The organism is Bacillus sp. FAU20, assembly GCF_056033865.1.
This window is the reverse complement of sequence record NZ_JBVYHY010000011.1, coordinates 337,555-351,345: the sequence shown is the minus strand read 5'-3', so window position 1 is coordinate 351,345 and position 13,791 is coordinate 337,555. Positions and strand designations below refer to the sequence as shown.

13 protein-coding genes, 2 pseudogenes and 1 riboswitch are annotated in these 13,791 nt (G+C 33.0%); of the genes and pseudogenes, 5 read left to right on the top strand and 10 right to left on the bottom strand.

Annotated elements, in window-relative coordinates; all coding sequences use genetic code 11:
• Nucleotides 1–33 precede the first annotated feature (33 nt).
• The gene (locus AC0OM3_RS10180) at nt 34–483 is read right to left on the bottom strand and encodes a GNAT family N-acetyltransferase (RefSeq protein WP_000764603.1); all 450 of its coding nucleotides are present in this window, start codon (nt 481–483) and stop codon (nt 34–36) included.
• 320 nt (nt 484–803) lie between these two features.
• Nucleotides 804–997, top strand: a riboswitch (Lysine riboswitch).
• Between the two features lie 112 nt (nt 998–1,109).
• Here AC0OM3_RS10180 and AC0OM3_RS10175 point away from each other — a divergent pair.
• The 3 genes and pseudogenes from AC0OM3_RS10175 (at nt 1,110) to AC0OM3_RS10165 (ending at nt 3,611) form a co-directional block, all read left to right on the top strand.
• A complete protein-coding gene (locus AC0OM3_RS10175) occupies nt 1,110–2,576 on the top strand; it encodes an amino acid permease (protein ID WP_001083381.1) in 1,467 nt (488 codons plus the stop codon).
• 113 nt (nt 2,577–2,689) lie between these two features.
• Nucleotides 2,690–2,995, top strand: a complete 306-nt coding sequence (locus tag AC0OM3_RS10170; RefSeq protein WP_046946025.1) for an iron-sulfur cluster biosynthesis family protein — start codon at nt 2,690–2,692, stop codon at nt 2,993–2,995.
• Between the two features lie 33 nt (nt 2,996–3,028).
• Nucleotides 3,029–3,611: pseudogene (locus AC0OM3_RS10165) on the top strand (DNA alkylation repair protein).
• A gap of 114 nt (nt 3,612–3,725) precedes the next feature.
• On the opposite strand, the gene AC0OM3_RS10160 reads toward AC0OM3_RS10165, so the two are convergent.
• The 7 genes and pseudogenes from AC0OM3_RS10160 to AC0OM3_RS10130 all read right to left on the bottom strand — a co-directional run bounded on the left by AC0OM3_RS10160 (nt 3,726) and on the right by AC0OM3_RS10130 (nt 10,417).
• The gene (locus AC0OM3_RS10160; protein ID WP_000483292.1) at nt 3,726–4,532 is read right to left on the bottom strand and encodes a hypothetical protein; all 807 of its coding nucleotides are present in this window, start codon (nt 4,530–4,532) and stop codon (nt 3,726–3,728) included.
• A gap of 49 nt (nt 4,533–4,581) precedes the next feature.
• Entirely contained in the window at nt 4,582–5,817 is a 1,236-nt protein-coding gene (locus tag AC0OM3_RS10155; protein WP_000798888.1) for a HAMP domain-containing sensor histidine kinase, read from the bottom strand.
• An 8-nt stretch (nt 5,818–5,825) separates the two neighbouring features.
• Entirely contained in the window at nt 5,826–6,524 is a 699-nt protein-coding gene (locus tag AC0OM3_RS10150; protein ID WP_001035094.1) for a response regulator transcription factor, read from the bottom strand.
• Nucleotides 6,525–6,601: 77 nt separating this feature from the next.
• Complete coding sequence (locus AC0OM3_RS10145; protein ID WP_000580037.1) at nt 6,602–8,587, bottom strand: ABC transporter permease; 1,986 nt, start codon at nt 8,585–8,587, stop codon at nt 6,602–6,604.
• An 18-nt stretch (nt 8,588–8,605) separates the two neighbouring features.
• Complete coding sequence (locus AC0OM3_RS10140; protein WP_000407084.1) at nt 8,606–9,298, bottom strand: ABC transporter ATP-binding protein; 693 nt, start codon at nt 9,296–9,298, stop codon at nt 8,606–8,608.
• Nucleotides 9,299–9,324: 26 nt separating this feature from the next.
• The gene (locus tag AC0OM3_RS10135) at nt 9,325–10,062 is read right to left on the bottom strand and encodes a lipoprotein BA_5634 family protein (RefSeq protein ID WP_474211640.1); all 738 of its coding nucleotides are present in this window, start codon (nt 10,060–10,062) and stop codon (nt 9,325–9,327) included.
• A 156-nt stretch (nt 10,063–10,218) separates the two neighbouring features.
• Nucleotides 10,219–10,417, bottom strand: a pseudogene (locus tag AC0OM3_RS10130) (hypothetical protein).
• A 508-nt stretch (nt 10,418–10,925) separates the two neighbouring features.
• On the opposite strand from AC0OM3_RS10130, the gene AC0OM3_RS10125 reads away from it, so the two are divergent.
• On the top strand, nt 10,926–11,687 hold the full coding sequence (locus AC0OM3_RS10125) for a class I SAM-dependent methyltransferase (protein ID WP_151522195.1): 762 nt from the start codon (nt 10,926–10,928) through the stop codon (nt 11,685–11,687).
• A 181-nt stretch (nt 11,688–11,868) separates the two neighbouring features.
• Here the strand turns inward: AC0OM3_RS10125 and AC0OM3_RS10120 are convergent, their stop codons facing one another.
• Nucleotides 11,869–12,393, bottom strand: a complete 525-nt coding sequence (locus AC0OM3_RS10120; protein WP_000280185.1) for an NUDIX hydrolase — start codon at nt 12,391–12,393, stop codon at nt 11,869–11,871.
• Between the two features lie 158 nt (nt 12,394–12,551).
• On the opposite strand from AC0OM3_RS10120, the gene AC0OM3_RS10115 reads away from it, so the two are divergent.
• Nucleotides 12,552–13,175, top strand: coding sequence for a cephalosporin hydroxylase family protein (locus AC0OM3_RS10115; protein WP_277996463.1), 624 nt, complete (start codon nt 12,552–12,554; stop codon nt 13,173–13,175).
• A gap of 4 nt (nt 13,176–13,179) precedes the next feature.
• On the opposite strand, the gene lepB is transcribed toward AC0OM3_RS10115, so the two are convergent.
• On the bottom strand, nt 13,180–13,728 hold the full coding sequence (lepB, locus tag AC0OM3_RS10110; protein ID WP_474211638.1) for a signal peptidase I: 549 nt from the start codon (nt 13,726–13,728) through the stop codon (nt 13,180–13,182).
• Between the last annotated feature and the right edge of the window lie 63 nt (nt 13,729–13,791).

The following is a 13,791-nucleotide window of genomic DNA, read 5'->3' as shown; positions in this document are numbered from 1 at the left end:
ATAAAAATACCGCCCAATTTAGAGCGGTATTTTTTATTTTTCTATTTTCCAATTAATCATCGTTTCTGTAGCATTTACTCTCTTCATATGTAACTTTTCTAAAACACGCATCGAACTATAATTATCTAGGAGTGTCTCTGCAATTATTGTTTCTACCTCTCCTGTTTTGAAAGCCCAATCGATTAGTTCTCTTACAGCTTCTGTTGCATAGCCCTGATTCCAATATTTCTCAATAAATCCATAACCGATTTCTACTGTTTGATTCTCATTTGGTTTCCCCTTAAACCCAATATCACCTAAAACGATATCATCTTCTTTCCGAAGAACATACCACGCCCCCCATGATAATAAATCCGCATCTTGTTTTATATTCCCTACATGCCCCACAATATGCGGACCGCTATTATATCCTTGCTCGTTAGCGACTTGAATCCTCTCTTCTGTACACGGCACTATATAGAGCCTTTCTGTTTCTAATTTCATTTTGATTTCCCCTTTTTGCTTAAACGTTACTCTAATTATAACAAATAATATGACCTTATCATGAATGTCGAATTATATTTTTCTGAATTTTCTTTTAATTTAAAGGATTTTTCAATATTTTTTGCGAAACATTTGTATAACAATTTTTTCTTTGCTTATTGCTACATAATAGTTGGTTCGGGTGGAGTTTTGCAAGCGTTTCCTATACAATAACCGATATTTTTTGATTTTTTCCTACAAAATATCTTGCAATATATTCAGAAAGTCATTACAATTGCCATATATTAAAAATCTTAGCAATATATAAATCCTCATCAATCCGATGAGGTAGAGGTTGCGACTTTTAATAGTAAAACGGACGAGACACAGAGAATGTCAGCTGACTCCGTTTGAAAGGAAAAGTTGCCGAAGTTTATATTTCTTCTCTGGAAATATGAGCTGGGGCTGTCTCCGAAAGGAACAGAACTGTCACGTTTACAAAATTACCGTGTAAACGTGGGGTGCTATCTTAACGGAAGGGTATGATGGGGTGGTTATTTGTGAAACGTTCCGCCAAATTCCTTTGGCGGTTTTTTGTATTTTTCTCCCCCGCTCCTTCCTAACCTACAAGAAAAGGAGTGTTGAACATGAATAGCGCAACAAATCAATCTACCTCTAAAACGCAAACTACACAAGGAAAAGGTGAATTAAGACGCGGTCTAAAATCAAGGCACCTTACGATGATTTCTCTCGGTGGTACAATTGGTACCGGACTATTTCTTGCCAGCGGTGGTGTCATCCATACAGCTGGACCTGGTGGCGCATTAATTGCATACGCCGCAATTGGAATTATGGTTTATTTTTTAATGACAAGCTTAGCTGAACTTGCAGCTTACATGCCTGTTACTGGATCTTTTAGCACGTATGCAACAAAATTTGTTGATCCATCACTTGGCTTTGCACTTGGATGGAACTATTGGTATAACTGGGCAATTACAATTGCGGCAGAACTAGCGGCCGTAACATTAATTATGAAATTTTGGTTCCCGGATACCCCTTCTCTTATTTGGAGCGGATTATGTTTAGCTATTATTTTCCTTTTAAACTACTTATCTGTTAAAGGGTTTGGTGAATCTGAATATTGGTTCGCACTTATTAAAGTAGTTACTATTATTATCTTTTTAATTGTTGGTTTCATGATGATTTTCGGAATTATGGGCGGCGAAACGGTTGGATTCAAAAACTTCACTGTTGCAGATGCACCATTTAACGGCGGTATCATGGCAATTATCGGTGTATTTATGGCAGCTGGTTTCTCTTTCCAAGGAACTGAATTATTAGGAGTAGCTGCTGGTGAAACATCTGATCCAGAACGTAATATTCCGAAAGCAATTCGTTCGATCTTTTGGCGTATTCTTTTATTCTATATCCTTGCGATTCTCGTTATCGGTTTATTAATTCCTTATACAACTGAAAGCCTTGCAGCAAGTGATGTAACAGTAAGTCCATTTACACTTATTTTTGAAAAAGCGGGCGTTGCCTTTGCTGCTTCTGTTATGAACGCTGTTATTTTAACTGCTGTACTATCTGCTGGTAACTCTGGTATGTATGCATCAACTCGTATGCTTTGGGATTTAGCTCGCCAAGGAAAAGCACCAAAATTCTTAGGCAAATTAGATAGCCGCGGTGTACCTGTTAACGCGTTAATCGTAACGTCAATTGTTGGTAGTATTGCTTTCATTGCTTCTTTATTCGGTGACGGTGTTGTATACATTTGGTTATTAAACGCATCTGGAATGTCTGGCTTTATCGCATGGGTTGGAATCGCAATTAGTCATTACCGTTTCCGTAAAGCATATATCGCACAAGGAAAAGATTTAAATGACTTACCATATAGAGCAAAATGGTTCCCATTTGGTCCAATCTTCGCATTTACACTTTGTATCATCGTAATTTTAGGACAAAACTACGGGGCATTTATGGGTGAATCAATCGATTGGAATGGCGTACTCGTTTCTTACATCGGTTTACCACTCTTCTTAGTACTATGGTTAGGATATAAATTTACGAAAAAAACAAAAGTGATTCCACTTGATAAATGTGAACTAAAATAAAGTGAAACGAGCAAACAAATTTGTTTGCTCGTTTTTTGTTGCAAACCTCTTTGCTTCCCTATTGCTCCTGTTTTTGCAATAATAAAGGAAATATAAATAAAGGTTGGGATACTATGAACATTCGTATTACTGATGAAGCAAAAGCAGCTATACATAGATTAGAACGTGAAGACAAAAAGATCATTCGCATTAGAGGGACAATGACAAACTCTTGTAGTATTTTCGTTGATGTCGATTTAATTTGGGATACATATAACGCAGATGATGTTGTATATGAAGATGCAGAGCTTATCGTACAAATGGATTCATTCACGAAAGACTACACTGGTGATACAGTGAAGCTTGATTATAAGACGACTGGTTTTAGTATTACGACTCCGAGTGAGACGTTAGTTTATGGATTGTCGATTAAAAAATAAAAATTGTTTTCATTTGACCACCGAGGTGAAAAAATGGATAATTATGTTCCGTTAAAATTTTTATTTAGCGAAGAATTAGCAGAAAAAATAGCTGATTCTATTTGTAAATACGATCCGAATTTCTCTAAAAAAAACTTTGTAACCTCTGTAACATGTAAAGTTGAAGGTTTAGAGTTAAAACAACGTATTGAAGTAATAGCAGATGAATTACAAAATGCTTTACAAAAAGATTTTAATGCAGCAATACATATATTACTGAAAACATTAGGACCAGAAAATACAACAGTGGATTCATGACGAAAACAGCCACATTAGAAGATTAGTTTCTGAAGGTACAAGACCAAGGCTTCCTTGGGCTAAAAAAATAGGAGCTCTGAAAGGTGACTTTAAGTACAATTTACAGCTTCTTGAACCATTAATGAATGATACTTCTAAATATGTCCAAAAATCAGTAGCCAATCATATTAACGATATTACGAAAGAAGATAAAGAACTCGTTTTTCAATGGTTACAGCAATTACGTGATAAACAGCATCCTATTAATCCTTGGATTATAAAACATGGGTTAAGAACAGTTATTAAAAATGGTACTTTACCAAAAGATTTTTGTTTTTGAGTATATTAAACAAAAACGCTATCCTTTCCTATGATTCTAGAAAAAGAATAGCGTTTTTTTACTCGTCCAGTATTTAGTAGGTATAACTTTTTATATTTCAAAAGACTTTTCTCTCTAAAAATATTTTTCATACAAATTTTCACATTCTAAAAAATCTATAAATTTCTTATAATGTGTCACTGTTCTTTCTAAAGCAATCATTAAAACAAAAATAAAATAAATTGCTTGGATTCCATTCATATAATTAAAGAGTGATTCAAATATATATACAATACTTGCAATCATAGAACAAAACCATAAATAAAACTTCATTTTCAACTTTTTAATTTTTTGCTTAGTTGTCTTACAATACTGACCATGAACTCTTATAAACAAATAAATTGCTGTATGTAAAATAATAATTGAAAATTGAAAACTTCGATTATCCTCCGAACTAAATTCAGAAAAATCTATTTCTAATGAATGTAATACTATCCAAATAGAAAATAAAGATAGTAGAAATACATATAAAAAACCAATTAATAATTCAAAAATAAAGAGCCAAGGTTTATTTATGATTGAGTAAAATGGATTTAGATATTTTATGGTTAATAAAAATTTTCTCACTAAATCAGTAATAATAATTGATGTATTAGTTATATTCATATAGAAAAGTAATGTTATTGGAACTAATAACATTATAGTGATGCCCCAAACAGTAATCTTAATGCCTGATAAAAAGAAAACAGCTCCATAAATTATAACTGAAAAAATAAAAGTTGATATTGGAACAAACATTAAAAATGTAAAAGTTCTTATTAAGATTAAATCCCCTAAAAAATCTTTTATTATGGAAACGTGTATTTTTTCCTCCTTGTATTTTTTCACAGTATCAACTATTTCTTTCTCAGATAAAAGAAAACACTTCAATCTATTAAACATAAAAAAACCCCTTTATATTAAAAAGATTAAAATATATACCAAACTGTTATTAAAATTTCATAAAAATAATTGTAAATTTTGTATAAGCATTTTTTTCACTTTCAACTGTAATTAAGGCGTGATGTGCCTCTATAATAGCTTTGACAAGTGCCAATCCAATTCCGGTCGATCCGTGCTTTTTAGAACTACTTGATTTATAGAATCGTTCAAAAATATGAGGTAATTCTTCAGCTGAAATTCCCTCTCCAAAGTCTTGGATTACTAGTTCTGTATAGATTGGAGAATTTTTGGCCTGAATCATTATTTTACCACCGGGTTTAGAATGTTCGATTGCATTCTTCAACAGGTTTAACAAAGCTTCCTGCATCCATAATTTGTCGTGAATAACGACTATTTCTCTTGGTGCATTCCAATCAATCAAAATATTTTTATCACTTATCATGCTTTGCAAGCGATTTAGTACTTCCTCAGTCGTATCTACTAAATTCCCTGGCTCTTTATCAAACGAAATCGCTTTTGCATCAATTTTTGCTACTTTTAACAAATTCTGAATTAAGACATTCATTCTAGAAATCTGAATATCATTATTTTGTAGTAATTGAGCTTGTTGCTCTCGGGATAGTTTCTCATTTAACAACATTTCATTATAGATAGAAATAGTTGAAAGCGGCGTTTTTAACTGATGAGATATATCCTGCAACATTTCTCCTAAAAACCGTTTCTCTTCAAGCAAATCATGCATATTTTTTCTAATGATATCCCTCATTGAACGAAATGAAATCGCCAGTTTCGCGAAATCCCCCTCTTTATTTTCATTGATGACAACCGAGTAATCTCCCTCGATTATCTTTTTTGCAGCTCTAGTAAGCTGGCTAATCTTATTGAAAATAATTTTTTGTTGCATGTAGTTTGCAACAAAAAGTAAAAATCCAAAAGCAATCAATCCCCACATCATAAATTGATTGTGATTAATAATTAGATTATTTAAGTGAGGAAAAAATTTTGAATCCAAGTCTTCATATAATCCATATTGCTTTAGGATCTCTGTCCCTTTTTCCTGATATTTACTTGAGTGAGACGAATGACTTGATAAGACTTTCATAATTTCCGCTTCATTTTCTGGATTCTGCTCTACCAACCTAGCTGTAATTTCCCCCCATGTTGCAATAGAGTCTCTTTTCAAATGATCATAAAATAATTGTTGAATAATAAATTGGTAAATCACAAATATAGATAAAAGGACGGCTAGTATCGTCATATAGCTTTTTAACTCGGTATTTTTCATTATCTTGCTCACCCAATCACGTCCTTGCTCCAACGATAACCATATCCTCTTTCGGTAACGATAAACTGTGGTTTTTGAGGATTGTCTTCAACTTTAGCTCTTAAACGCTTTATGTATACAGATAACGTGTTTTCATCAAAAAAAACATTTTCTCCTTCTGTTATTTGTTGTAGGAGTTCATCTCTTTTTAATGCTTTGTGAGAATTCTTCATGAAATTCAATAGCAGCTTGTATTCTAAATTCGTCAATGTAATACTTTCACAATTTTTATAAACCTTGACTAGGTTCGTATCGATTCTTATATTCTCAGATCTTAAAATTTGAGATGGCGTTTCTAGCGACGCTTGTTTACGCAATTGTACTTTCACTCTGGCCATGAGTTCCCTAACCCGAAAAGGTTTGGTTATATAATCATCACCGCCTATATCCAGCCCCATTACCACATTTGCTTCTTCATCTAGTGCAGTTAAGAAAATAATAATCGAATTCTCGTTTTTCTTTTTAAAATACAAACATAAGTCATAACCATTACCATCTGGTAGGCCGATATCAAGGATGGACAAATCAAATGTATTGTGAACAAACTGGTGTTTAGCTTCTTTTACACTGGACGCTCTAATCACCTCATAACCTTCATTTCTCAATGAAAATTCGATGGCTATGCCAAGAGCTTCATCATCTTCAACTAGTAATATTTTTTTATTCAAGTATGCCCTCTCCTTTTTTCCCCTAGCTTATATTCCAATTACAATAGCCTGGCTATAATCTAGCCAGGCTTATAATATTATTGTTCTCTGATATTATCAATAATATTATCTTGTTGAATTTTTTTCAATGGATTTAAGACTGATAAATAACTAATTATTAAAGCTGAAACAAACGTAATGATACAAGCCTCATAGGGAATTGTCCATGTCATTTTCAACATATTAGATATAGCTAAATATATAATATAAGACAATATACAGCTAAAAAAGATTCCTTGTAAACTTCCAGAAAAACCGTAAATCAAAGCTTCATAGGTAATCATTTTTTTCAAATCCTTTTGTGACATACCAATGGATTTCAACGCGGCCAATTCTTTTCGTCTAGTCATGATACTTATAGTTATAGTATTGAGGATATTAACGCTACTAATTAAAGAAATGACTGTGATGAAACCATATGCAAGCACTTGTAAAGTAAGTTTTTCTTCTTTTTTTGTTTTATTTTCTTGATAATTATTTACGATTGTAATGGAATATCTTTTTCCAATCGTGTTTTCTATTTCCTTTACTGTCGCGGAAGATTGAGTTACATCCTTTAATTTAGTTTCAAAGCTATTCTCCTTTTTTTCGTATACTTTAGATATATTTTCAAGTGATTTCAATTGATGCAAAACTTGTTCACTCTCAGCTAAATGATCTGGATTATTATCCTCTATCTTAATTGTAATATCCGATTTAACAGATAACTTATCAAAAGATTTAGATGCAAATGCAACACTCATTAAATACGAGAAAGTAATAAATAACACACTACTTATAATAATTGATAAGATTGTAATGGTATAGCGATTTTTATTTCGCTTAACATTTTTCATAGCCATGCTCAAAGGAATAGATAAAGGTTTTTTCACCATGGAATTCTTTTGTTTTTTGATTTGTTCCTTTTTAATTGACAACCTGCTACTAATTGCCAACAAAGGGGAGATTTTCCCTGCAAAATAAGCTGGGTACAAACTTGACGCTATTACAGAAAGCAAGGTAATAATCGAACTGATTAGTAAAATATTCCAATCGACATGGAATATCGAGACCGCTTTACTATTTTCCATTAAAAGTGAAAAAGTGAACTGCAGAGAGGCAAGTGCTATTAGGCTACATATAATTCCAATTGGTATAGCGATGACAGCCAGAAAAGTAGCTTCTCTCAGAACGATTTGTCTAATTTGCTTTCGTGTTGCACCAATGCTTCTCAACAAGCCAAACTGCCTCGTTCGTTCTACGACACTGATTTGAAAAGCGTTGTAAATCACAACAATTGTCGCTATCACAACAATGCTGATTGTAATAATTAGCGTAGCCATAATCGAATTATTGTAACCTGGTTTCTCTAATTGAATTAATTCATTACTTATATTAATATTATTCTCTCCGGAAATGGTCTTGAGTCCCTCTAAAACCTCATTAAAGTTTGCTTTTGAGCTAATTCCAACTAATATTTTCCCTTCACGAGCGCTAAACTTACTCTTATAGGTTAGTAACCGTCCCACCTTATTCTCCTGTGTATATGTACTATCACTTAGAAAACCAACCAATTTGTATTTTTTTTCATTTAATTCGAATGAATCACCTATTTGAATATTTTCTTTTATATAAGGTAATACCCAGGGATCAACAGCAACTTCTTGATCATTAGATGGCAATCTGCCCTTAATAATACTGTATTTTAAAAATTCCAAGGCGTTATCATCAGCAAAATTCATTTGTACAGCAGCCTCTCCAACTTGGACTGTTTCTCCCTGTGACATTAAACCAAATGATTCAATTTGCGAGTTATATTTAATTTTTTTCAATATCGATTCATCGTAATTTAATACAACGGCATGAAAAGAATACCCTTGCCTCTTTTTCGTATTCTCGATTTGAGAAATCTGAGTACCGTTCATAAATAGGCCGATTGTAGAAATTAACGATACAGAGAGTACGATTCCAATCAAAGTTAAAATTGTTCGTTTCTTATTTCCCTTTAAGTATCTCCTGCTTAATTGTTTATAATTACCAATCAAGATTAGTTTCCTCCCGTCTTAAGGCTTATTCGTAGCTAGCCACTGATCAGAAATGATTTGGCCATCTTCAATTGTAATAATACGATCAGAAGTTGATGCAATTTTTAAATCGTGAGTAATCAATACAATAGTTTGATTATATTTTTTTGCTGTCAATCTTAATAAATCCATGACTTCTTTTGTATTTTGAGTATCAAGATTTCCTGTAGGTTCATCAGCTAAGATTAAATGTGGGCGATTTATAAGTGCCCTCCCAATCGAAACCCGTTGTTGCTGACCTCCTGATAATTCAGATGGTAAATGATTTCGTCTTTCATGAAGTCCCAGAATTTCAATAATTTCGTCCATATAAGGATTATCTACAGGTTCATTATCTAGTAAAGTGGGCAAAGCTATATTCTCTTGCACATTCAATACAGGAATTAAATTAAAGAACTGAAATATAAAACCAACTTTTCTTCTTCTAAATATCGAAAGTTCATTATCTGAATAATTATAAATATTGTTCTCTCCAATAAATACTTGTCCTGAACTCGGACGGTCCAACCCTCCCAAAATATGCAACAATGTACTTTTACCTGAGCCAGAAGCTCCTACGATTGAAACAAATTCCCCCTGATGTATTGTAAGGTTTATTCCCTTCAAAGCATCTACCCTACTATTGCCTTCACCATAACTTTTGACGACATCCTCTATTCTTACGATTTCCACTCATATCACCTTATTTTCATTTTAATTTAGTCTTGTACCTCTACAAAGTTTATTTTATTCTGATTATTCGAAGAGAGCTTATCAACCTGTTGTAAAACTTTGTCTACTTCTTGTTTGTTTTTATAATCAAAATTACGTTTTTGAAATTGAATCAATTTCATTATTGACTCTGATTCAGAAAGTGTATTATATTCTTGGTCGTTTAGAATAACAAGGTTCATTGGAACATACCCAATCCAAATTTGCTGTTTAACATACTGAGCAGGTACTATCTTATCGTTCAAATTCAACTGGTTATTTTCAAAATTATCAACCGTAGAATTATCACCCGCATAAGAAAATAATAGATTCTGATCACTAGATACTTTATTTTTATCTTTCACCCTCTCAGAAATAATAGATGCTGAATTTGGATCTTTTCTAGCTCTTAGAAGTCCCTTATTAAATAATTTTACCGCGGTAGAACTATTAATAACTGCATATTCTGTAGTGTTGATTTCAAATTCTTCATTTGTATCATTTTGTTTCTTATCTTCTTCTGATAATGGAATCCTTTTTGTTGTTGTGACGTACTTTATCTTATAGTCTATTGATTGTTTAGTGTCATCTTTAAACTCTTGTTTAACTTTTTCTACGTCAGTTGCAGTACCACTAACTAGAATCCCATCGACTGGTTGTCCTGGACCTTGCACATAACGTTTTACTCCTAATCCTATTCCTATAAAAATAGCAATAACAACCGTATAACTGATAATTTTTTTCATTAGAATACTCCTTTAGTAAATGATTTATATCTGGATTATAGATGAGTTTTTTTCATAAGTTAATGACTTCTATCTAACTATGTGACTTCTAATCTTACAATTTTGTAAGATTAGTATTCCCCATGCTCAACAAGCTAAATTTATATAATAATAATCTTATACATTATTATTCTCTTTTTTATTGGAACGGGTCGAATCACAGGCAATAACCCGACCTATAATGATTAATGTTACAGATAATAACTTAAGGCCCGTCTTATATATAATCTAAATCTTTAAAATAAACAAAGGATATTACTCCTAATACAGCACCAACTATCCCTAGCATCAAACCCTTATACTTTTGTATAAACATCTTATTCCTCTTTTCGTACAAACAAATTATCCATATATAAAAATACTAAGTTATGGAATGTTTTCAAAGAATTAAAGCGTTTTTATATTCAGTTTATATGTCTACTTCTTTTCTTATCCCATAGTTAAGTAAATCCAAAGGGATACAAAAACGTCACTTCTTTTATAAACAGTACGACTTTATTGTTACTTAATAGTAGTGAGAAATATCACATATCTCATAAAAGGGCTGGGCGGAAATTTAAGTTTACTAAATACCTTTTCTAAAGTTTGAGTGCACCCTTTTTCTGTACACTCCATCCAATCTTTCATTAAACAACTACCTTCTCCCATAATTTCAAATGATTTCCACTCGGTTATCCCGAATATATAAATTACCATTCTCACAAGGAGCGAATCTATATGAATCTATTCGAACACGAAACGTAAAACTGCCTCTCTTTCATAAGAGGTCCTCCCTTTTTCTTTTCTCATCATATCATTCATTTACGAAATAGGAGGAAATAATTATGAAACGTAATCCATTATTTTTAACTTTATTAAAAAGTGCAAATACAAACTTTAGCGGCTGGGATTTTTCTTTCATTTCAGAAACGGGTCGAATGAAGAGCGAGCCTTTATCGTGGTCGTACGGCAGCACTGCTTTTCAGCTTATGCAATGTGCAGAATCAATGCTCGATATGGGTACTGGCGGCGGAGAGTTTTTATCTATGTTACAACCGTTCCCGTCAACTATATTCGCTACTGAGGGCTACACTCCAAACGTGTCAATTGCTCAAAACAAATTAGAGCCTTTAGGAGTTACTGTTTTAGAAGTAACTGATGATACTGCATTACCATTTCAAGATGGGCAGTTTGATTTAATTATAAATCAACATGAATCGTATGCTGCTTCTGAGGTAAACAGAATCCTTTCTCCAAGTGGCGTTTTTCTTACACAACAAGTTGGCGGTCTTGATTGCGCGGAACTTAATGAGCAGTTTGGCTCAACACTAAATAGCGACTTTGCAAGTTGGTCTCTCGAAACAGCATGCAGTGAGTTAAAGCAAAATGGATTTACTATTTTAGAAGCAAGGGAAGAATTCCCTTTCCAACGCTTTTATGATATTGGCGCTATCGTCTATTATTTAAAAGCGATTCCGTGGCAAATTCCTGATTTTACTGTCGAAAGATATTATGAGGATTTATATCGCATACATGAGAGCATCTTGCAAAAAGGATATTTTGATGTGAAGCAACATCGATTTATGACTAAGGCGATTCGCAGCTAGCAAAAAGGAGGTGGCATAGCCACCTCCTTTTTGCTCCGTTTACGTATGTTCTCTACTCTTTCATCATAAGAAAAGTTATATCATACATATTACAATTATGACCAATGAGTTGTATTTCTGAAACATATAATCACCTCGCATATATAATGAGAGCAAAAACGTGATTTTTCACTTTCCTCTTCTATTGAGAAACAAGTTGTTTTTCATATCGCTTGTTCGTATCATCTTCTGTCAAATATGCAGTTGTGTAATTAATAATATTCCGGTTATCGTACGTGAATATATGTTTTAACTTATTTTCTTCTGTTAATACTGTCGGTAAGTATTTTGGTAAGTTGCTAACTACACCTCTATTATCACCATCTAATATCCAATCAATTTCTTTCCATTCTAATAATCCTTCAGCCGTACGAAATGGTGTATTCATCTGCATTTCATCTGGCAAATCAGCAACGAACACATACATTCCTTCATTAGCCTGGGGCTCATCTTTACCTTTAAAAACAACAGTCCCTTTATACGTTACACTTGAAAGTTCTATGCCCGTTTCCTCAAATGTTTCTCTAATTATTCCTTCGTATGGCGTTTCATTATCTTCTATTTTTCCTCCGACACCATTCCACATCCCCATATTCGGCTTTTTATTTCTATTTAATAGCAGTATTTTATCGCTTTTTCTAATAAAGCAAATTGTGTACTTGTACATACAATCATTTCCTTTCATTTTCCACATGAGTTATTTGGCTTATTTTCAAGTAAAAACACTCGCCTTACAATTCCTTACTACATAATATATAGTACAACTTTCATGCGTAAACACTTTACGTCAAACGAGAGAATCCTTTTTAGAAAGGAGAATTTAAAATCGATACTATAAGCAATGAATTTTTAAACCAATATTACAACAGCCTTGTGTGGTTAAACGATACACACTGGCTCGGGGTTCCAATCTGTAAACTTCCCTCTGATCTCTTTTTGTATCAAGAAATCATTTATGAATTAAAGCCCGATTTAATTATTGAATGCGGGACTTTTCATGGTGGTAGTGCACTGTATTTAGCTTCTATGTTAGATTTAATTGGAAAAGGTCACGTACTTACTATCGATATAACTCCGCAGCCAAATCGGCCATCACATAATCGGATTACGTATTTAACAGCCTCTTCTGTTTCTGTGCAGGCCGTTCAAACAATAGTAAGTATGCGCAAACCTGATGATGTGATTTTAGTTATTTTAGATTCTGATCATAGTAAAGAACATGTATCCAAAGAACTCTTACTATATAAATCTATCGTCACTACTGGCAGTTATATAATTGTAGAAGATACCTCCATTAATGGAAATCCACTTCTTCCTGATTGGGGTCCTGGCCCGATGGAAGCTGTAGATGAGTTTTTAACAAAAAATAATAACTTCATAATCGACGACTCTAAACATAAATTTTTCATATCATTTAATCCAAAAGGGTTTTTAAAGAAAATAAAGTGAAACTTTAATCAGTGAGGGATTCATCCCCCACTGATTCTATCATTTTCATTTTTGAAAAAGGATAATATACGAATTCCACCTTGCCAATTATGTTATCTTCTTCAATATATCCTAAGCCATTGCGACTATCTCTACTTACTTCGCGGTTATCTCCCATTACAAATAACTTATTTGGTGGAATTTTTGTCTTTTGAAAGTTATAAAACACTTGTGTGTTGTTAAATAAATCTTTGTTCGTATATGGTTCTTCTTGCTTTTTATCGTTCACATATACCTTTCCATTCGTTATGTTAATTACATCACCCGGAAGCCCTATTACACGTTTCACATAATATTTCGATTCATCCTCTTCTTTTATAATGACAATTTCTCCGTGTTGTAAATTAGAAAGACGTACTGCTGCTTTATTTACAAATACGTAGTCTGCTTCATATAAAGTCGGCTGCATCGATTCCCCTTCCACCTTACATAAAGTAAAAGAATGGTAGCCTATGACTATCACCAATATAAATAGTATGTACTTTCCCCAGCCTCTCTTAATCTCCTTTTTCATATCCATTCCCACCTTATAAAGCGCTTTTTAACTCAAAAAATATATCACTGCACAATAAGTTTC